The sequence below is a fragment of the Gemmatimonas aurantiaca T-27 genome (assembly GCF_000010305.1).
Taxonomy (GTDB): domain Bacteria; phylum Gemmatimonadota; class Gemmatimonadetes; order Gemmatimonadales; family Gemmatimonadaceae; genus Gemmatimonas; species Gemmatimonas aurantiaca.
Map to the genome: position 1 here is coordinate 354,173 of NC_012489.1, position 20,295 is coordinate 374,467.

Annotated in this window: 20 protein-coding genes; 4 read left to right on the top strand and 16 right to left on the bottom strand. The window is 64.2% G+C overall.

Features of this window, described 5'->3' with window-relative positions:
* The 3 genes from flgA to GAU_RS01575 are packed head-to-tail and all read right to left on the bottom strand — an operon-like array spanning position 1 to position 2,058.
* Positions 1–546, bottom strand: coding sequence for a flagellar basal body P-ring formation chaperone FlgA (flgA, locus tag GAU_RS01565; RefSeq protein WP_012681794.1), 546 nt, complete (start codon positions 544–546; stop codon positions 1–3).
* A gap of 9 nt (positions 547–555) precedes the next feature.
* Positions 556–1,344 (bottom strand): flagellar basal-body rod protein FlgG, encoded by a 789-nt coding sequence (gene flgG / locus GAU_RS01570; protein WP_012681795.1) that lies wholly within the window; start codon positions 1,342–1,344, stop codon positions 556–558.
* Positions 1,345–1,353: 9 nt separating this feature from the next.
* Positions 1,354–2,058: a flagellar hook-basal body protein gene (locus GAU_RS01575; protein ID WP_012681796.1), complete on the bottom strand. Its 705-nt coding sequence runs from the start codon at positions 2,056–2,058 to the stop codon at positions 1,354–1,356.
* A gap of 544 nt (positions 2,059–2,602) precedes the next feature.
* On the opposite strand from GAU_RS01575, the gene GAU_RS01580 reads away from it, so the two are divergent.
* From GAU_RS01580 to GAU_RS01590, 3 genes are read left to right on the top strand one after another with little or no spacing between them, the layout of a single operon-like run.
* Positions 2,603–3,685, top strand: a complete 1,083-nt coding sequence (locus GAU_RS01580; RefSeq protein ID WP_012681797.1) for an ABC transporter substrate-binding protein — start codon at positions 2,603–2,605, stop codon at positions 3,683–3,685.
* Complete coding sequence (locus tag GAU_RS01585) at positions 3,682–4,740, top strand: FecCD family ABC transporter permease (RefSeq protein ID WP_012681798.1); 1,059 nt, start codon at positions 3,682–3,684, stop codon at positions 4,738–4,740. Before GAU_RS01580 ends, GAU_RS01585 begins: the two co-directional genes overlap by 4 nt.
* The gene (locus GAU_RS01590) at positions 4,733–5,515 is read left to right on the top strand and encodes an ABC transporter ATP-binding protein (RefSeq protein WP_012681799.1); all 783 of its coding nucleotides are present in this window, start codon (positions 4,733–4,735) and stop codon (positions 5,513–5,515) included. Before GAU_RS01585 ends, GAU_RS01590 begins: the two co-directional genes overlap by 8 nt.
* A gap of 123 nt (positions 5,516–5,638) precedes the next feature.
* Here the strand turns inward: GAU_RS01590 and GAU_RS01595 are convergent, their stop codons facing one another.
* Genes GAU_RS01595 through GAU_RS01630 form a run of 8 tightly spaced genes read right to left on the bottom strand, consistent with a single transcriptional unit; the run spans position 5,639 to position 13,066 of the window.
* Positions 5,639–6,130 (bottom strand): hypothetical protein, encoded by a 492-nt coding sequence (locus GAU_RS01595; RefSeq protein WP_012681800.1) that lies wholly within the window; start codon positions 6,128–6,130, stop codon positions 5,639–5,641.
* Positions 6,131–6,132: 2 nt separating this feature from the next.
* On the bottom strand, positions 6,133–6,888 hold the full coding sequence (locus GAU_RS01600; protein ID WP_012681801.1) for a sigma-70 family RNA polymerase sigma factor: 756 nt from the start codon (positions 6,886–6,888) through the stop codon (positions 6,133–6,135).
* Positions 6,889–6,923: 35 nt separating this feature from the next.
* Positions 6,924–7,805, bottom strand: a complete 882-nt coding sequence (locus GAU_RS01605; RefSeq protein WP_083765376.1) for a cellulose synthase operon protein YhjQ/BcsQ — start codon at positions 7,803–7,805, stop codon at positions 6,924–6,926.
* Positions 7,802–8,680 carry a putative flagellar biosynthesis protein FlhF gene (locus GAU_RS20195; protein WP_012681803.1) on the bottom strand — a complete coding sequence of 293 codons (879 nt, stop codon included), beginning with the start codon at positions 8,678–8,680 and terminating at the stop codon, positions 7,802–7,804. Before GAU_RS20195 ends, GAU_RS01605 begins: the two co-directional genes overlap by 4 nt.
* Positions 8,673–10,760: a flagellar biosynthesis protein FlhA gene (gene flhA, locus GAU_RS01615; protein ID WP_012681804.1), complete on the bottom strand. Its 2,088-nt coding sequence runs from the start codon at positions 10,758–10,760 to the stop codon at positions 8,673–8,675. The genes GAU_RS20195 and flhA overlap by 8 nt, the downstream gene beginning before the upstream one ends.
* A gap of 10 nt (positions 10,761–10,770) precedes the next feature.
* Positions 10,771–11,871 (bottom strand): EscU/YscU/HrcU family type III secretion system export apparatus switch protein, encoded by a 1,101-nt coding sequence (locus tag GAU_RS01620; protein ID WP_012681805.1) that lies wholly within the window; start codon positions 11,869–11,871, stop codon positions 10,771–10,773.
* 6 nt (positions 11,872–11,877) lie between these two features.
* Positions 11,878–12,765: a flagellar biosynthetic protein FliR gene (locus tag GAU_RS01625; protein ID WP_012681806.1), complete on the bottom strand. Its 888-nt coding sequence runs from the start codon at positions 12,763–12,765 to the stop codon at positions 11,878–11,880.
* A gap of 31 nt (positions 12,766–12,796) precedes the next feature.
* Positions 12,797–13,066, bottom strand: coding sequence for a flagellar biosynthetic protein FliQ (locus GAU_RS01630; RefSeq protein ID WP_012681807.1), 270 nt, complete (start codon positions 13,064–13,066; stop codon positions 12,797–12,799).
* Between the two features lie 362 nt (positions 13,067–13,428).
* Here GAU_RS01630 and GAU_RS01635 point away from each other — a divergent pair, with 362 nt between their 5' ends.
* Entirely contained in the window at positions 13,429–14,295 is an 867-nt protein-coding gene (locus tag GAU_RS01635; RefSeq protein WP_012681808.1) for a carboxypeptidase-like regulatory domain-containing protein, read from the top strand.
* Between the two features lie 203 nt (positions 14,296–14,498).
* On the opposite strand, the gene fliP is transcribed toward GAU_RS01635, so the two are convergent.
* From fliP to GAU_RS01660, 5 genes are all read right to left on the bottom strand, one after another.
* The gene (fliP, locus tag GAU_RS21705; protein ID WP_083765377.1) at positions 14,499–16,352 is read right to left on the bottom strand and encodes a flagellar type III secretion system pore protein FliP; all 1,854 of its coding nucleotides are present in this window, start codon (positions 16,350–16,352) and stop codon (positions 14,499–14,501) included.
* Positions 16,353–16,450: 98 nt separating this feature from the next.
* Entirely contained in the window at positions 16,451–16,876 is a 426-nt protein-coding gene (gene fliN, locus GAU_RS01645; RefSeq protein ID WP_012681810.1) for a flagellar motor switch protein FliN, read from the bottom strand.
* A complete protein-coding gene (locus GAU_RS01650) occupies positions 16,873–17,868 on the bottom strand; it encodes a flagellar motor switch protein FliM (protein WP_012681811.1) in 996 nt (331 codons plus the stop codon). Before GAU_RS01650 ends, fliN begins: the two co-directional genes overlap by 4 nt.
* A gap of 40 nt (positions 17,869–17,908) precedes the next feature.
* Positions 17,909–18,478, bottom strand: coding sequence for a flagellar basal body-associated FliL family protein (locus GAU_RS20200; protein ID WP_012681812.1), 570 nt, complete (start codon positions 18,476–18,478; stop codon positions 17,909–17,911).
* 290 nt (positions 18,479–18,768) lie between these two features.
* The gene (locus GAU_RS01660; protein WP_012681813.1) at positions 18,769–20,289 is read right to left on the bottom strand and encodes a flagellar hook protein FlgE; all 1,521 of its coding nucleotides are present in this window, start codon (positions 20,287–20,289) and stop codon (positions 18,769–18,771) included.
* Positions 20,290–20,295: the final 6 nt, after the last annotated feature.

Sequence of the window (20,295 nt, forward strand, 5' to 3'; positions counted from 1 at the left end):
TCAGCGAAGGCGAACAGTATTCGGCGCGATGGCGATGCCATCGAGTCGACGATTGCGGTCGATGCGCACACTGACCGGTGCGCCAACCGCTGCTGTGTTGGTGGCCACGCCCGCAAGGACGAGGCGAAGCGGTCCATCCTGCCAGATGGCCGTCACAGCGGCCCCACTGGTTACGACCGGTGGCGCCATCACGGCCGGTGCGCGCAGCACTTCGCCAGCGGCGATGGCACGACGCGTCACCCAACCCGCCGACGGACGCGTGGTGTCCGGATCGATCGAGCTCCACCGCCACACGATCGTGGTATCCACGAGGGTGATGTCTTCGGCCTGCAACGTCTCACCACGCACCATCGCGCGCGCCGCCACGGCGAGCGTGATCTGACGCTGATCGCGACGCAGTTGCGGCGCCGCCGACGGCGTGGCTGAGGATGCCGAGGACACCTGCGTGATCGACGCCGACACGTTGCCGGTCTGCGCGCGCAGTGCACATGCCGCGCCGAGCGACATGGCGACGACCACGAGGATGCGGGAGAGCCAAAGAGGCATGGTGCTGACTTACCGCGCGATGTTGTTGGCGATCTGACCCATCTCGTCGGCCGTCTTGATGGCCTTGGAGTTGATCTCGTATGCCCGCATCGCGGCGATCATTTCGACCATTTCCTGCACGATCTCGACGTTCGAGCCTTCGAGGCTGTTCTGCTGCAGGCGGCCCATGCCGGCGTCGTTCGGATAGCCGACCACCGGCTGGCCCGAGGCGGCGGTGGGTGCGAGCAGGTTCTGGCCGAGCGAGAGCAAGCCGGACGGATTCGCAAAGCGCGCGAGTTCGATGCGGCCGATTTCGGTGGGCTGGATATCGTTGCCGCGACGTACACTCACCACGCCCGTCGCGGACACGGTGAATTCCGATGCGTCATCGGGAATGCGCACCGGCGGCTGCAGCGCGTAGCCTGCGCTCGTCACGAGCACACCCTGATCGGAGATCTGCAGACTGCCGTCGCGCGAGTAGGCGGTTTCTCCCGAGGGAAGCTGAATCTGGAAGAAGCCTTCGCCTTCGATGGCGATATCGAGATTGCGCCCCGTTTCTTCGATGGGGCCCTGTTCATGCAGGCGCTGTACACCGGCCAGGCGCGTGCCGCGTCCGACCTGAATGGCGGGCGTGATCTGCGTATCGTTTTCGCCCAGCACCTGCTGACCCTGCACGGTTTGATAGAGCAGGTCTTCGAAGTGTGCACGGCTCCGCTTGAAGCCGGGCGTGTTCACGTTGGCGAGGTTGTGGGCGATGACTTCGGTGCGTGTCTGCTGCGCCATCATGCCGGTAGCGGCGGCGCGAAGTGCCGGATCCATACGTACTCCTTAGACGGGCTTGGCGAGGTCGGTCACGGCGATCCCGCGTACCGCATCGATGGTGGACAAGGTCTGCTGCGCGGCGCCGTAGCGATGCAGCACGGTCAGCATCTCGGTCATCGCCGACATCGGATTCACGTTCGATTCTTCAAGGAACCCCTGCTTCACCGTGCGTTCGGTGGGCGGGATGACCTGGCGTGAGGCGTCGGGAATGAAGCGGGTGCCACCTTCGTGCTCGAGATCGGTGCCGGATGCGACGCGTTCCACGCGAAGCCGCTGCTGGGGCTTCCCGTTCACGGTGATCAGGCCGGTGGCGTCGACTTCGATGGTTCCCTGCGGGAGGGAGATGGCGCCGTTTTCGCCGAGAACAGGGTTGCCCTGTTCGTCGGTGAGATGGCGGTTGGCATCGAGTCGGAAGTTGCCGTTGCGGACGAACCGCTCCCCGGCGGGCGTATCCACCACGAAGAACCCGTCCCCTTCGAGCGCGAGGTCGAGGGAGTTGTGGGTTTCGGTGAGGGTGCCGGGGGTGAGGTCGATGGCAGTGTCGGCCTTGGCCAGCTGGTTGCCCATCATGCGTGCGAACGTCGTCTCCGCCTTGAAGCCGCGGGTGGACGCGTTGGCGAGGTTGTTGGCGAGCACCTGCTGCTTCCGCTCCAGCATCTGGAGCGCGGAAGCGGCGCTGGACAACCCATTGTTCTGAACGGGACCTGGCATGTCGTGATCGGGATAGGGTGCACGAACTCACCAGGTGAGAAAGCAATGGGCGGGCCACGGTCGCTTGGTGGCGGGAGAATGTCTTAAGTCATTGCATTGCAACGCATTGTGCTGATATGCGGAAAATCGTGCCGCTGGGTTTTGGGGCCGGACATGCGGCAATTCGTGCCGGATGGGGGGTGTGGCGGCGGGAGTTGCCGGAGGGAGCGGGGCTGGGGGCCGCCTGCGGCGGCGATACCCGCAGGATTTTCTGGAGATAAGGGGCAGGATCAAGCCAATGAAACACGGAGTAATCGAAAGTCGCATTCAAAATCGAGCTGAATGATATCGCTGGTGCTATTATGTCATTATATTGGCTTGTTGTAGGCGTAAATTTCTGCTGCAATTACCTTCAGTATCGAATGGATAGCCGCTGCGGCGCGGACACTGTTCGCGGTTGGGGAGACCGAAGATGGGTATTCCATGTATGAGCCGCGGTGGTAGGGTCCGTTAAGTTCAGGTCCACAGGCTCTCCCAGACACCCTCTGTCCTTGCTGCCCACCGCGTGAAACGATCGGCCTGGCTTTCCCTCACCTGCTGCGCGCTGATGACGGCCCTCGGCACCGGTGCCGCTTGGCAGGCGCGCAGGGTGGTCGATCAACGGGGCAAGACCCACGAGTTCCGCAGTCCCGCCGAACGGGTCGTCACGATCGCCATTCCATTGTATTGGCACTTTCTGACCGTCGATGGCAGCGAGAAGCGTGTCGTGGGCGCCAATGCTGTGGCGGTGGAACAGATGCGCGAGGGGATCGTGTCACGGGTGTTTCCCAACGCATCCGCGGTTCCCACCGCGATTACCCGTGGGGGCACCTTCACCCCCAACGTGGAAGCGTTGCTGGCCCTCAGGCCGGACGCGGTTTTTCAGTGGGCGGATCGTGGCAATGCGTTGGTGGACGTGCTCGACGAGGTCGGGCTGCGCACGCTGGGTGTCAAGAATACCAACGCCGAATCGGACATCGACGCCTGGATCCGCATGAGCGGTGCGGCGTCAGGCAAGGTCGCACGTGCGGACTCGATCATTCGGTACATGCGCAACGGCAACAACCGGTTCGATGCCATCGCGGCAAAAATTCCCGCCACCCAGCGGCCACGCGTGCTGATGCTGACCGAGTACTCGCGCCAGATCACACCCAACGGGCCGGTGTCGTACGGCAATCTCATCATACGCCGTGCGGGCGGCATCAACGCCGCGACCACCGATGGCATTGTGAGCATCGAGCAGGTGCTCGCGTGGAATCCCGAGGTGATCCTGCTCACGCCCTTCGAGCGCAAGACACCGGCGGATCTCATGCAGGACCCGTTGTGGTCGCGCACCCCAGCGGCCCGTATGCGACGCGTTTACAAATTGCCATTCGGCCTGACCCGCTGGGGTGGCTATGGACCTGAGTCACCCATGTTTCTGGCCTGGCTGACCACGTTGCTGCACCCCGAGTTGCCGGGGATCGCGTTGCGTGACGAGATGCGCTCGGCGTATCGCTCGTTATATCGGTTCAGCGCCACGGACGCCGATCTCGATCAGGTGCTGCAGATGCACGTGAATCGTGAATCGGCCGGGTATTCGCGTTTCCAGTCGACTGCACGCCCATGAACGTCCAGGCAACGGTGCACACTCAGCAGCACTATCGTGTCCGAATCGTCCTGCTGGTGTTGAGTGTCCTGCTCGCGGCGTTGATGCTGTTGTCATTGTGTCTCGGTCGGTATCCGGTCTCCCCACATACGGCGCTGCAGATTCTGTGGAGTGGCATGACGGGGCTCGTGCCCAGCGTTCCCACGTGGACCGGCACCGATGTGCTGGTGGTGAACACGGTGCGACTGCCACGGGTTGTGGTCGCGTCGCTTGCGGGCGCCGCACTCGGATTGAGTGGTGCTACGCTGCAGGGATTGTTTCGCAATCCGTTGGTGGGGCCTCAGGTGGTCGGCATCTCCAACGGCGCAGCATGGGGCGGGGTGGTCGCCATTCTGCTGGGCGCGAGCTCTGTAGGATCTCTCGCGTGGACCTTCGGCTTTGCCATGCTCGCCCTCGTGGCCGTGTTCAGCCTGAGTCGACTCAGCGGCAATGCCAGCATCATGTCCGTTGTGCTGGCCGGCATCATCGTGAGTGCGTTTTTCACCGCGTTGGTGGGGCTCGCCGAATTTCTGGCCGATGCGGAGCGTCAGTTGCCGGGCATCGTGTACTGGCTGCTGGGCAGCTTTGCCACGGTCACGCGCACCTCGTTGTGGGTGATTGGCCTGCCTGTACTGATCGCGGGCATCCCTTTGCTGCTCATGCGGTGGCATATCAACGTGCTTTCACTCGGCGACGAAACCGCGACCGCACTGGGGCTGCGGGCTCCCCAGTTGCGCTGGCTGGTGCTGTGTCTCGTCACCTTGCTGGTGACGGCGCAGGTGTCGGTGAGTGGCGCGGTCGGCTGGGTTGGGCTGGTGGTGCCACATATTGCGCGACGCCTGGTGGGACCCAACCATCAGGCGTTGCTGCCGGCGTCCACGTTGCTGGGTGCGCTCTACCTGCTGGGCATGGACGACATCGCACGCACGATGGCCGAGCAGGAGTTGCCGATCGGTGTGCTGACGGCACTGATGGGTGCGCCCGTGTTTGCGGTGGTGTTCTGGCGATCGCAGGCGAGGGGGTGGGTGCGTGAGTGACGAATCGACACCCGTGGCCGTGAACACCGACGCGATCGTGTTGCGCGATGTGTCGTTTGCCTATCGCGCGGGCACACCGGTCATTGCGCACTGCTCGTTGCGCGCGCCGCGTGGTCGTATCCTGGCGCTGCTGGGTCCCAATGGCAGCGGAAAGACCACACTGCTCAAGTTGATTGCCGGCGCACTTGCACCAGAGCACGGCGTGGTGGAGCGAAGCGGCCTGGTTGGGTATGTGCCCCAACTGCTGCACCTCAACTTCGCGTACTCGGTGCTGGACGTGGTGCTGATGGGTCGGGCGCGACAGATCGGATTGTTTGCCACACCATCACGCCGGGATGTCGATGCAGCGATGACCGCGCTGGGCCGGGTGGGCATGCGAGGGTTCGCCGAACGTTCCTTCGATGAGTTGTCGGGCGGTGAACGGCAGTTGGTCGCACTGGCGCGGGCGTTGGCGGCGCATGCGGAGATACTCGTGCTCGATGAGCCCACATCGGCGCTGGACCTGCGCCACCAGGAGATGGTGCTGCAATGGATGCAGGCGTTGGTGCGTGAGGATGGCCTGACGGTGGTGTTCAGCACGCACCAGCCACAGCACGCCGATGCTGTAGCGCACGAGGTGGCGCTGGTGCAGGGCCCCGGTCATGTGGATGTGGGGCCGGCGGCGCGCATGCTGGATGCCGATGTGGTGGGCCGGTTGTTCGGCGTCGAGATACAGCGGGTGAGGGTGGACACCCTCGACGTGCTCACGCCGCGGTGGAAGCTGCGTCGCGGTTGAGCTCTGCGGGAACCGCGCGTCTTCCTGATTGATGGGCACGTTTTGGGGGCGCCAATGCAAATGAGGTCGTCGCGATCTCTCTCATCGCAACGACCTCTATGGCACTTCCCCTGCGTTGATACGTTACCGGGCTACAACTGCCGGTCCCGAGATCTGCAGCAGCATCGCGACGGCGTCCACTGGCAGTCCCATCTTTCGTGCAATCTCGGTGGGCGCGGCGCCTGCCGCTGCCAATGCCTGCACGGTGTGCGGGGTTTTCGACTTGCCGGCACCCCGCATGTTCATCGATGGCATGGCCGTCGCGCGCGTGCTGCGCAGGCGACGCTGGCGCAGGGCGTCGCGTGTCCACGCCACCACACGCATCACACCGTAGCCGAGTGCCACGAGCAGCGCGAACGCCGTCAGACCCATCGCGCCCATGATGCGCTGTTCCTTGCTCACGGCCGGTGACATGATGAGTGCGCCGGCCACCAGGCCCACGCCGGTCACCACGACCAACAACACCAGCAGCTTGAGCGTCTGTGCGATGCTCCGCCACACCGAGCGACGCGGGGTACGATCGGGAATAGCGCGCATGTTGCCCGCCGAACGGGTGGCCATCGTCTGCGTCGCCATTGTCACGCCACCTGATCGCGCAGCGGCTTGAGCTCCACACGCAGCTTGCTCAGCGCCTTGCTGCGGATCTGCGAGACACGCGACTCGGTCAGTTCGAGCACCTTGGCAATTTCGTGCAGCTTGAGCTCTTCGAAGTAGTACAGCGACAGCACGATGCGCTCCTGTTCCTTGAGTCGCAGGATCGCATCCTTGAGGTGTGACACTTCCTGTTCGTGCGTGAGGCTGTCTTCCACACCACTTTCTTCACCCGACGTCAGGACTTCGGCTGGCACGGGCGTGGTGTTTTCGCGTTCGCCCGGCGCGCGGTCGAGCGGAATATGATGGGCACCTTCCACATCGGCCTGCCAGCGCCACAGCGTCTCGAGATCGACGTTCAGTTGTTCGGCGAGCTCCCGGTCTTCCGGGGCACGGCCACTGGCCCGCTGGAACGCTTCGCGCGCCGCCGTGATCTCACGGGTCTTGCGACGGATGGAACGGGGCACGTGGTCCTGCTTGCGCAGCTCGTCGAGGATCGCGCCACGAATGCGGGGCGCCGCGAAGGTGCTGAACGCCAGGCCGCGCGAGGCGTCGAATCCCTCGAGCGCGGTCATGAGGCCAATGGTTCCGGCGCTCACCAGTTCGTCGAAGTCGGCGCGAACCGCCAACGTGCGCGACACCTGGCGAGCGACATGGTGCACGAGGCCAAGATGCTCTTCGAGCAGACGGTCACGGGCAGACGGATTGCCTGCCTGATACGACTGCCAGAGCTTGTTGTTCATGGCGACGGATCCCTGGGAGAGAGCGAGGGGCACGATCAAACACCGGAGCGAGAAAGGGGGCGGACAGTCAACGCGCGCGTCACGACATCGTGGGCGGCGACCGCTGCTGGCGACCCTGCTGCTGCATCTGCAAAGGTCATGCCTTTGCGAAGTGCCGCATCAAGCGTCGGATCAGCAGGAATTGCGCCAGCGAGACGCAACGAAAGACCGAGGAACTGGCGGGCACCGGCGTCGATGGCGTCGAAGCAACGCGCTGCTTCGCTCCCTTCCAGTCGATTGACGAGCAGCTCCACCGGAAGGGCACCGTGTCGAGTGGCCACCGCCTTGCAGAGCGCGTACGTCGAAGCAAGACCAACAGGGTCAGCGCCGGAGGCAATCGCCACCAACCGCTCACCCGAGTGTGGTGTGATGGCCGCCAGCACCGACTCGAGTCGGGCACCGCAGTCAATCACGACCAAATCCATCCCTTCAGAGAGTGCACTGAGTCGACGCAGGCAGGCCTTTCGTTCCGCACTGGTCAACTGTGGCGCTCCTTCACCGGCAAGACGTGCCGCACCGCCTGCCACCAGGGTGAGCGTGGTGCTCACCGGGGTGGCCACATCGGCCGGCGATACACGACCGCCACGCAAGTCCTGCCAACTGGCACGAGGTGTCACACCGAGGGTCATCGCCAGCGGTCCGACAAAATCGTCCGCGTCGATGAGCAGCACCCGATGCCCTTCACCGGCCGCCGCCACGGCAAGCAATGCCGAGATGAGTGTGGTGCCCGAACCGCCACGACCACTCGCGCAGAGCAGCGTGGTGGGGCCGATGGCATCACCGCTTCCCGTACGACGCGCCGCATACGCGGCTCCGCCGGCCAGCGCGTCGGCCTGCGAGCGATTCGACGAAGCGGACGACATGAGCGGAAGACTCATGCGGGCATCCAATCCGGCTCGGCATCGGCGCTCAGGCCGAGGTTGCGCAGCAGTCGCGCGACGCCGGGCTTGAGATCGGCCGGGACATCCTGGCCATCGGCAATCCAGCGTGTCGGCATTTCCAGCGACAGCGCCAGATCGGTCACACCGGTTTCGCGCGGCACTTCATCGAGCTTCGACAACAACAGATGGGTCGTGCCGCAGTGTGCGCGCGTGCCCCGATAGGCTCGGCCAATATCCACGGCGAGATCCGCACGCAACGTCGCCGGGATCACGAGATGCACTTCATCGGGCGCAATCGTGTCGAGCAGGGAACGCCACCGTTCGGTGAGTTCGGCGCTCGCGGGGCTGCGGCCCGGTGTGTCCACGATGACGATGTCGCACGTCTGCGAGAGACGCTTCATCGCCGCATCCACTTCCTTCTCATCGTACACCACTTCGAACGGCACATCGGCCAGCTCGGCGTACGTGGCCAACTGTTCCATGCCACCCACACGATACGTGTCGATGGTGAGCAGCCCCGGGCGCGCGGCGCCGAACATGCCACGACGTACGGCAAGCTTGGCGGCAGTCGTCGTCTTGCCGGCGCCGGTGGGACCCACCAGCGCGATGCAGTACGGACGACCATCCACCTTGCGCAGCTTGGGCGGCAACGGCGCGGGCTCGAGACGTGCACGCACCCGATCGATGGTCGAACCGGCCGCGGCGAGCACTTCCACCATCGGCACGCCTTCGTCACGGACCGTGCGGGTGTGCATGATCATCACGTCATCGCCGAGCAGGCGACGGGCGCGCTCGGAGACACGGGACAGATCGGCGCCGCGGAAACGCTCCATCGGCGTGTGATACGTGGTCGTCGACGGCTGGTTAGCCATTGGACATCTCCCAGGTGGTCACGCTGCTGAGCGTGATTTGCGCGGGCAGTTCCGCGAGTGAAATCACCGGCAGGCTCGGGAGCACAGGTTCGATGAGGCGCCGCACGCCCACGCGCAACGACGGCGGGGTGATGAGCGGCAACGGACGGCCATCCACGGCGTACGTGGTGGCGAGATGATTGAGGTCGCGCAGCATGGCAGCCAACGATTCCGGCGTGAGCATCGGTGCGTTCGGCTGCGACGAGCGCGGCGAGAACAATCCGACGAGTGCCGATTCGAGACGACCACCGATGGTGATGCCACGCACCGTACCGGTCTGGTCGGCGAACAACCGCGCAATGACGTTGGTGAGGGCCCGGCGCGCCACTTCGGTGAGCGCTTCGGGATCGCGCGTGGACTCCGCACCGTCGCCCAACGCTTCGAGGATCGTGACGAGATCGCGAATGGGCACACGCTCGCGCAGCAGACGCTGCAACACACGGTGCAACACACTGAGCGACACCTTGCCCGGGATGATTTCTTCCACGAGTGCGGGGTGCGACTTCTTGAGCGTCTCGACCATCTCCTGCACTTCCTGACGACCGAGCAGTTCGGAGGCGCTGAGCTTGAGCGTTTCGAGCAGATGCGTGGCGACCACCGTGGTGGGTTCCACCACCACGTAGCCAAGGGCCTCCGCTTCCGTGCGGCGGGCCGACGCCACCCAGCGCGCGGGCATCCCAAATGACGGATCCACGGTCTCCATCCCGTCGATCTCAGCCACCACACTGCCGGTGTTGAGCGCCATCAGAAAGCGCGGCAGCACTTCGGCGCGCGCCACTTCGGAGCCACGCAGCTTGATGACGTATTCGTTGGCCGGCAGCCGGATGTCGTCGCGAATGCGGATGGCCGGGATGAGAATGCCGAGTTCGAGTGCGGCCTGCTTGCGCAGCAGCGAGATGCGTTCGAGCAGGTCGCCGCCCTGGCCTTCGTCGATGAGCGGGATGAGCGCGTAACCCACTTCGAGTTCGATGGGATCGATCTGCAGCAGATCGCGCATCGGATCGGGCGGTGGCGGCAATTCTTCCATTTCCACCGGTGCGCTGATCGTCGCCAGTTCCAGGCGACGCGTCTCGGCCTTGGTCGCGGTGCGCGCCAGCAGCGCGGCACCGGCAGCCATGGCCAGGAACGGAAACATCGGCAAGCCGGGGATGAGCGCGAACGAACCGAGCACGCCGGCAGCGACCCACATCGCGCGCGGGTGATTGCCGAGCTGTTTGCTCAGCACCGCGCCCATCTTGTCGTTGTTGGTGGCGGCCGTGACCATGAGGCCGGCCGCGGTGCTGATGATCAGTGCCGGCACCTGCGTGACGAGGCCGTCACCCACCGTGAGGATGGTGTAGGTGCTCGCGGCCTTGCCGATCTCCATGCCACGCTGGATGACACCGATGAAGATGCCGCCCACAATGTTGACGATGACGACGAGAATGCCGAGGATCGCGTCGCCCTTCACGTACTTGGAGGCGCCGTCCATGGCGCCGTAGAAGTCGGCGGTGCGCGCGATTTCGTCGCGGCGCGTGCGAGCTTCCTTTTCGTCGATCAGGCCGGCCGACAGATCGGCGTCGATCGCCATCTGCTTGCCGGGCATCGCATCGAGGGTGAAGCGCGCGGCCACTTCCGCGATGCGCCCGGCACCCTTGGTGATGACGATGAAATTGATGCCGGTCAGGATCAGGAAGATGACAATACCGACCGCATAGTTGCCGCCGATGACGAACTGACCGAAGGCTTCAATGACCTTGCCGGCGTGCGCCTCGGAGAGAATCAGACGTGTCGACGACACGCTGAGCCCCATGCGGAAGAGCGTCAGCAGGAGCAGCAGCGCCGGAAAACTGCTGAAATCGAGCGGGTTGGTGGTCTGCAACGAGACCAGCAGTACCACCAGCGACAGTCCGATGCTCGCCGCGAGGCAGAGATCGAGCAGCACCGGCGGCAGGGGTACCACGATAAGGGCGATGAACAGCACCACCACCAGGGCAATGGCGATTTCCGCCTTCTTTGCCCCGGCAGAATTTGCCGGAATCGGGAGCGCAGCGCTGGTCATATATCACTCACTATGCAGCGACCGTGCCACGCCATTTGGCGCCGTACCGTTCGCGCTGGCGCATGACAAAGGCGAGCACTTCCGCCACCGCCAGGTACATCTCCACCGGAATGACCGTGCCCACCTTGGCGACCTTGATCAGGGCCCGGGCCAGCGGCTTGTTCTCGATGACCGGCACGCCGTGCTGGAAGGCCAGCTCCTTGATGCGCTGGGCGATCTTGCGCTCGCCGAGGGCCACGACGTACGGGGCCGGGGCGACATTTGGGTCGTACTTGATGGCAATGGCGATGTGCACCGGGTTCACGATGATCACGTCGGCCTTGGGTACCGCGGCAAACATCTGCCGGCGGATGCGCTCGCGGGCGATCGCCCGGCGGCGTCCCTTCACTTCCGGATTGCCTTCCTGCGACTTGTGCTCTTCCTTGACCTCTTGCTTGGTCATCTTGAGGTCTTCCATGGTCTTCCAGCGCTGGTAGCCGTAGTCGGCCATCGCGAGGACCAGGAACATCATGCCGGCATTCTTGATCAGGGCGAAGCCGTACTTCTGCACGACCTCGAGCAGTGCCATCGGTGAGGCATTGAGTGCCAGCGCCTGCAGATCGGGCCAGGCATCGGACACCGTCATGTACACGGCGTATCCGACGATCATCATCTTGAGCAGCGCTTTGGCGAGCTCGACAATGGACTGCTTGCCGAGGATGCGCCCGGCGTTGCTCATCGGATTGAGACGCTCGAACTTGGGCGCGAGGGTCTTGGTGGTGAGCAGACCACCGGTCTGCGCGGCCTGCACCGCCACGGCCACGACCGCCATGGCCGCGACGGCGCCGAGCATGGCGACGATGGTACGGAAGCTGATGACCTGCATCCAGGGGATGAGTCCCGCGCCCATGTGTTCGCTATCGCCGGCGGTGGCCAGCGAGGTGCCCATGGTATCCAGCAGAAAGCGCCAGAGCTGGGGGCCCGTGAACGAGAAGACGAGGAGAAATCCGAGGAGGAAGGCGGCGGTGGCAAACTCGGGGCTTTTGGCGATCTGCCCCTTCTCGCGCGCTTCCTCCAGTCGTTTGCCAGAGGCTTCTTCTGTCTTCTCTCCGCCGGATTCGCTTTCAGCCATGGACGGTCAACGCCCCTCGGCGGAAGGGGCAACGGCAGCCCCTTGGCTCATGGCCGGCAGACGTGGGGCCGTCTGGACGCTCGTCGTCTGGACCGTCGCCACACGGGCTCCCCGCACAAATGCATCAATGGTCTTGCCGTAGGGCGTCGTCCATTCACCGAGTGCGTGCACGATGAGTCCGACGGAACCGGCGAAGGTGAGCAGGCCAATGCCGATCTGCAGCGGGAAGGCCAGGCTCATGATCTGAAGCTGCGGCGCTGCACGGCCGAGGATGGCCAGCGCGATGTTCGTAACGAGAATGGCCGCGATGACCGGAGCGGCGAATTGCAGACCGGTGGCGAAGATGGTGCCGCCAGCCTTGGTCAGGGCCAGAAAGCCGGCCTGCATGTCGATGGGTGCGCCCAGCGGCAGCACGGAAAAGCTCTTGGCGATGGCCTCGATCATGACGATGTGGCCGCCGGTGATCAGCAGGAGCGTGAGCGCCATGAGCTGCATGAAGGAGCCGAAGATGGCGCCCTGGGTGTTGTTGACCGGGTCGAAGATGGCCGCGCCGGAGAGGCCGATCGTGGTGGTCATCAGTTCGCCAGCGAACTCTGCGCCGGCAATTACCAGTGCGGCCGCAAAACCGAACGCGAATCCGATAGCGGTCTCAGCCAGAAAAGTGGCCGGTGTGATCGCGAGCGTAGCGCGGTCGGTGGTGGCCAGTGCCGTGGGGAGCAACAGGACGGCAAAGAGCACGAGCATCGCGGTGCGCAGCTTCATCGGCACACTCTTGGCCGACCAGGCAGGGGCGATGAGCAGCAGGCCGCCAATACGGAGCGCGGTCAGCACGAGGGCTGTCGCGACGCCAGGGGCGGAGAAATCGGGGAGTCCGAAGATCAGATCGGCGCCCATGGGGCTGCTCGGATTCACCGGGGGCTGGTGGTCAGCCGACCATCGCGGGAATGCCGCGAATGATCTGGGTGGTGAACTTGATCATGATCTGCATCAGCCAGGGCAGGCCGACGATGAAGGCACCGCCGACCAAGATGAGCTTGGGCACAAAGACCAGCGTCTGCTCCTGGATCTGAGTGACCGACTGGATGATCGCGATGATGAGACCGACCCCGAGCGCCAGCAGGAGCAGCGGCGCCGAGACCATGAGGGCGGTCATGATGGCGTCGCGGGTCAGGTCGATGACGATCTGGTGTGACAAGGCGGTGGCCTGGGTTCGGGGACGTACGCGATTGGCGATGTAGGTGAAAGCAAGGGAGGGGCCAGTGAATCGGATTGTGTAAATGCGATCGTAAGTTGTTTGTGGAAAACAGGTTACGATGTTCTTGGTTCCTGCGGTCGATACCCCAAACACGGCAAAAAATGCCGAGTGCCTTGAGCGTCGATGAAGACGGCATGGCACCCGGCAGGAATTGCACGGTTGGCATGCGTGCGCTTCAGGTCGTGCCCGGCGTATTGCTCTCGTTGGCACCTTGGTCGCGCATCGACGCCGATTGACACCGCCGGCCCGGGGCGGAGAATTGGGGTATTGCTGGTGGGACTCTTTTGCCCGGGACAGAAGCAATGGTCGGAAGCATTGGTGCCTGGTCGCGAGGCCGGCTTTTGCTGGGAACGCTGGTCATCGTGCTCGCGATGTTGTCCGGGCCGGCGCATGCCGTCGGCGGGCTGATGGACGCTCAGGAATCCCCGGCCGGGTCACCGGCGCCGGCGGGCGATGCCAAGCTCGGAGCATTGGTGCTTCACATCGTGAATGCAGCCGGTGCGCCGGTGGCGTCGGCCGAAGTCACGCTACGTGGTGAGAAGAAGCAGGATTTTGTACAGCGCACCGATACGGCCGGCCGTGCCGTCTTTGCCGATCTCGCGCCGGGTTTCTGGGTCGCGGGTGTTCGGCGACTCGGCCTCAAGCCGGTCAGTGGAAGTCTGCGCGTGGGTGCCGGGCAAAACGCCTACACCATGCGAGTCGAAGACGAGGCGATGACCCTTGTGGGTGTGCGGGTCATGGGCGGCCGCGACTACTCGCCGCGTCTCTACGATTTCGAGCGACGACGGTTGGCCGGATTGCCCAGTGCCGTGGTCACGCAGGAGCAGATCGATCGGCTTGGACCGGTCCACATCTCACGCATGCTGCGTGGCATGTCAGGGCTGCGCATTGGTGACTCGTCAGGCGTGACGGTGGCCATTTCGACGCGGGGCATGAAACCATCGCGGCCGCTGCGAGGGGCGGCGCCGTTCGGTCTGGTGCAGTGTGTGATGCGGGTGTCGGTCGACGGGATCATCCTGCCGGCGCTCACCAACATCGACCAGATCGTGCCGAAGGATGTACATGGCATCGAGGTGTACTACGGACCGGCGCGCATGCCGCCGGAGCTCGAGGGGATGCGCACGGACAATTGGTGCGGATTGATTGCGATCTGGACGCGGGATCGGTAGGCAGACACTGCCTACGGTGTTTGTCGCGACGCGCATTCGGCAGATGGTTGTAGGGATCCGGGTGGTAGGCGGTGTGCTGTAGGTAGTAAGGAGCTCGCTGCCTCGTCGGCACCAATGCTGGCCGCTCCCTACCACCTATCACCTACCACCTAGTACCAAGCCCCCTATTACCACCTACTCAAGAATTCCCCGTATCACCGCTCTTACTTGAAGCTCTGCACCAAACTGGTAATGGTGAGACTCCATCCATCCACCAGCACAAACAGCAGCAATTTGAATGGCAAGGAAATCATGGCCGGTGGCAACATGAACATACCCATGCTCATGAGCACCGACGCCACCACCGCATCGATGATGATGAACGGCAGATAGATCGCAAAACCGATCTGAAACGCCGTCCGCAGTTCGCTCGCGACAAACGCCGACATGAGCACGTGCAGTGGCACATCATCCACGGTGTTCGGCTGCGGCATGCGGCTCAACTTCACAAACGTTTCCACATCCGACTGGCGCGTCTGCTTCAGCATGAACGTGCGCAACGGCTGCACACCCGTCTTCATCATTTCCACCTGAGTGATCTGGCCATCGAGCCAGGGCGTGATCGCGGTGCGATTCACTTCACTCAATGTCGGGCCCATGACAAAGCCCGTGAGCAACAGAGCCATGCCGGCCAGCAAGGCTCCCGGCGGTGCGCTCTGGGTACCCATGGCCTGCTTGAGGAACTGCAGCACGATGAGGATACGGGTGAAACCCGTCATCATCAGCATCAGCGTGGGCAGGAGCGTGAGCAGCCCCATCATGACCACGATGCCCACGGTGCCGTTCAGGCGCAGACCGCCGTCTTCGCCACTGCCGCCCAGTTGCACATCCATCTGCGGCATCATGCGCATGATGGCGTCGTCGGCGGCGATGGGTGCCGGACTGGCCGCAGCGGCCTTGTTGTTCGGTTCCTGCACCGGTGTCGTGATCATCTGCGACATCGGACGTGGCGCGGAGGTGCCACGATTGGTCGTGGCCGCGCCGTTGCCTTCACGCGGCGGCTGTGCGGCGGCCGTGGATGACTGGGCTTTTGCCGTGGCGTTCGTGATGCCGCCACGCGCGCTCGACGAAGCGCGCGTGTTGCGACGATCGGCCGGCACCAGTGGCGGCGCATCCAGCGTGCGGGGGGCCACCGGCGGCTGCAGCGATGGCGTCGCGGCCGCAGCGGCCGGGCGAGCGGTCTGTGTGGCTGCTCCGGCCCCGGCCGGCGCCACGGTAGGAGCCACCGGCGCCGCAGGCGGCTGTACAACCGGCCGCTGAGCACCCTGTTGCGCCCCTTGCTGTGCACCCTGGCTGGCTGCCTGTGCGTGCAACACTGGCGCGGCCATGGTAATCATTGCCACAGCGAACACCACCAGGCGCGTGGCACCGCTCAACGACACACCGAGCATGCTCCGGAAATCGCGGTCGGCAGAGACGCTGGCCATGGCGACATTGGCCATCGTGGCCCGCGGACCATACGTGTTGATCGCGCCCGTGCTGGTCGTGGCCGGTGCCGTGAGAAAACGTGGCACCTCCACCGGCTCAGCCATGGAGAACGGCTTCGGTGCCGATACCGCCGGCGTCACGGATGCGATGACCGGCGCCTCGGCCACCGGCGCCACAATGGGCGCCATCAACGGCTGCTGCTTGATCGCGCGTCCCAGCATGGTGCCAAATGTGCTGGCCATGCTCGCCGGCGTTGCCGGAGCAAAGGCCGCCGTGGCTTCCGCGCTCGAAATCTGCAGTTGTGGCACGGTGCTCGTGGCGATCACTCGCTGGCGATCCGCCTCATCGAGTTCGAACAACTGGCGTACACCACCTTCACCGACGCTGAGTGCCATCACCTTCTCACCCACGCGCACCACGGCGAGCCCAGTCTTGGGACCAAGCTGCACACGCTGCACCACCTCCACCGGCACCCGTGAACGCGGACGGAGCGCACCCGTGCCCCAGCGCTTGAGCGCATAGACGCACAGCGCGCCCAGGCCCAGCACGAAAGCAAGTGCGGCAACAATGCCCATTCCGGCGATCAGCATCGGTGTGGTTGGCGGTCAGTGAGAGAGACGCGGAAACTCAGGTGGTCGGCGGAACGGTATCGGTCATCATCATGTCGATCATCATCGCTTCCAGCCGCTTATGCGGCGTTGACGGCGGCGGAGGCCGTCGGGTTGGCCAGCACGCGCGTGATGCGCACGCCGAAGTGTTCGCCCAGCACCACCACTTCGCCTTCCGCGAAGCGACGGTCGCCGACGTAGATGTCGATCGGTTCACCCGCGAGGCGGTCGAGCTGAATCACCGAGCCACGACCGAGGCGCAGAATTTCCTGCACCGTCATGCTGGTGCGACCGAGTTCGATCGACACGGGCAAGGTGAGATCGAGCAGCATGCCGATCGGCACTTCGGTGGTGCCGAGCATCGTCTGCTCGAAGTCGGTGAGCTGCGGCGCCCGAGCCTGCGGCGCGGCGGCGACCGTCTCTTCCTTGAGCGACGAGATCGGTTGCCCGGCAGCCTTGGCCGCCTGGGCGCTGGCGACGAGCGCGTCGATTTCGGCGGGATTCATGCGGAGGTCCGGGAGTCAGGGGTCGAAACAGAGGGCAGCGCATCGACGATGCGCACCGCGAGATTGCCGTTCACACGACCGGCATGGCCGATGAACCGTTCCTGCGTGCCGGCGCGGATGAGCACGCGGGCGTCCTTCGGGATAGCCGTCGGGATGACACTCCCTTCGGTGATCTGCGCGAGATCGCGCATCGAGAGCTGAAAGTCGGGCAGGCGCGCGGTGAGCGGCACCTTCGTAGCGCGCAGGGCGGCTTCACTGCGCTGCCGGGTCGCTTCGCGTTCCTGTTCGTTCGTGTTGAGCAACGCGAGGCGTTGCTGACCATTCGACGTGAAGAACTTGTCGAGCACCGAGAACGGAAGGCACAGCAACAACAGGCTGCTCACGCTCCCGGTGTTCACTTCGACGTTCGCCACCAGTACCGGGTCTTCGCGATTCACGACCTGCAGAATTTCCGGTGACGATTCGAAGCCGGTGATATTGAGATCCATCGCGACATGATCCTGCCAGATCTCCTGGAGGAGGCCCGTGATCTTGTCCGCGACGTTGCGTACCGCCATGCGTTCGATCGGCGTGAGGGCGCGCGTGAGCGCCGAGCCCGTGCCTTCGCCGCCGAACAGACGGTCGACGATGTAGGTGCTGAATTCGGGGCCGACATCGATCACGCCCTTCTGACCCGTGCCGGCGATATCGAAGATGTACGACGAGCAAGGCATCGGCAGCGACAGCGTGAATTCGCCGAACGAAAACTGCTCGACGCTCTGCAGGCGCACTTCGATCTGGCCGCGCACGCGCGAGATGAGCCACGCTTCGAATCCCTTCACGAGACGTTCGTACATCGCTTCCAGCGTACGCAGGCGCTCCTTGGAGACGCGGTGCGGACGACGGAAGTCGTACACCTGCACATCGAGCCCCGCGGATGCGGCCGCGTTGCCGCGGCTGGCGCCGCCAAGCAGGCGATCGATGTCGGTTTGACTGAGCGTTTCCGAAGTCATGAGCGGGAGCGAGCGTGAGCGAAGAAGGCGGTCGTGCGGATTACTGCACGACGAACTGCGGGAAGTAGAGGCGCTTCACGGTCTGTTTGCCGAAGCGGCCATCCACCGCGGCCTGCAACTCTGTCTTGAAGATTTCGCGCTTCGAGATGTCCGTGAGCTCGTCCACCGTCTTGGTGCCCAATGCGGTCAGGATGATGTCGCGCAACTCGGCGTCGCGGGCCTTGAACTGCTCGAGCGCCGTAGCCTTGCCGGCCTCGATGGCGACGGACAGCAGGAGGAAGCGGCTGCCACCGCTACCCGCCGGATTGAGGACCAGGTTCTCCAGAAGCAGCACCGAAGCCGCTGCGCCTGCTTCCTTGCCTTCCGCGCCACCGTGTTCGCCACCAGCGGCTGCCTCTCCATGCTCGCCCTCGGCGCCTTCTGCGCCGCTGTCGGCGTGGGCGGCCGCGACGATGGGCGTGGTCTTGCCCATCTTCTTGGCGACCATCGGACCGAGGAGGGCGGCACCCGTGCCGCCACCAACAGCGAGGCCGACCGCCACCATGCCGATCAGGATCGGCAACTTGGGCTTGGACGGGGCGGCTTCGGCTTGGGGCTGTTCGCTGGACATAGAGAAGGCGGAAGAAGTGAATTCGACGCCATAGGGAAAAGCACTCCTCATGCCACGACGAGGGGTTCCGGGGTAATTCTCCGTAAACACCTGTGAGTAAACAGCTTACGGTGTTTGTGGATCGACTGGAGGGAGCCTGGGCTTCGACCTCACGACCGGCAAATACTGGCAGAACCGGCAATTTCCGGCAGAAAGTGCCGGGACATTCGTAGCGAACTCTTCAATTTCGAGCGGTACCGCCGACCCCGGCAATACGGGGTCGGCGGCCTCCACTCAGCCCATCAGCGCGACTAGCGCTTGATCGTCATCAGTTCCTGCAGCATCTCGTCCGAGGTGCTGACCACCTTGCCGTTGGCCTGGAAACCGCGCTGGGCCACGATCATGTTCGTGAATTCCTGCGCCAGATCGACGTTGGACATTTCCAGCGCGCCGCTGGTCATCTGCGACTGAGAACCTTCCAGGGCGAAGCCGAGCACGGCACCGCCGGAGTTCGCCGACTCCTGGTACATGTTGTCGCCGATACGGAGCAGACCGCTCGGGTTGTTGAAGTCGGCGAGCACGATGCGGGCGAGCGGCGACGTCGTGCCGTTCGTGAAGAAACCCGTGATGAGGCCGAACCGGTCGATCGAGAAGTTCTGCAGCGTGCCGGCCGTGTAGCCGTTCTGGTCGCGCAGCACGGCCGTCGACGACGTCGACGCGAACTGCGTCAGGCCGTTCACGCCGCCACCGAGCGTCAGGTCGATGCGCACCGGGTTGGCACCCGGCACCGCGAAGTTCAGCGACGCGCTGATGTTCGTGTTGAGCAGGCCGGCGTTGTCGAACGTGAACGTGCCGCTGTTCTCGCTCGGCGTGGCCGAATCGGGGCTCATGAAGTAGCCGATCTTGATCTGCGAGTTCACCGGCATGTTGGCCGTGAACTGCACCGCCGGCGGCGGGCCAGCCGAGAACGAGTAGTCGGCCGGGTTGTTGTACTCCACGCCCGTGGCGCTGTACACACGCACGTTGTCCGGCAGCACTTCGTAGCCGGCGGGCGGCGTCGGCAGCGGGATATCACTCGGCGGCGAGTTGCCGTCGGTCTCCACTTCGAACGTCTGCGCCGACGCAATGGGATCGATACGCCAATCCCACGAGTTCGGGCCGGTCTTCCACATCTGCAGCTTCACGTCGTGCTTCGTACCCTGTGAATCGAACACACCGATCTGCGTTTCCGTCCACGCCTTCTCGTTGATCGGCAGCGCGCGATCCATCGGATCGTTGAAGTCACCCTGGAACACCGGGGCCGACGCGTTCAGGTTGCCGGCAAGCTTCATGTCGGTGGTCGGGTTGGCCGACACCTTCTGACCGAACGGCAGGCGGATGTCCTGGATACCATCCTGCAACTGACCGTTTTCGTACATACGGCCCTGCACGATGAAGCCGTTCGCGGGCGAGACGAGCTGGCCGAGCGCGTCCACCTGGAAGTTGCCGGCGCGCGTGTAGAAGCTCTGGTTGCCCTTTCGCACGACGAAGAACGAATCACCCTGGATCGCGATGTCGGTGTTGAGACCCGTCGTTTCGAGATTACCCTGGTTGAAGATCTGGTCGATGGAGCCGATCTGCATGCCGAGGCCGATCTGGATCGGGTTGATACCACCCTGATCGCCAGGCGGACGGCTCGCACCGGCGAGCAGCTGCGCGAAGCCTTCCTTGAAGGTCACGCGGCCGGCCTTGAAGGCGACCGTGTTCACGTTGGCGATGTTGTTACCGATCACGTCCATGCGCACCTGGTTGTTGCGCAGTCCGGATACGCCGGCGTAGAGAGAACGAAGCATGGTGTG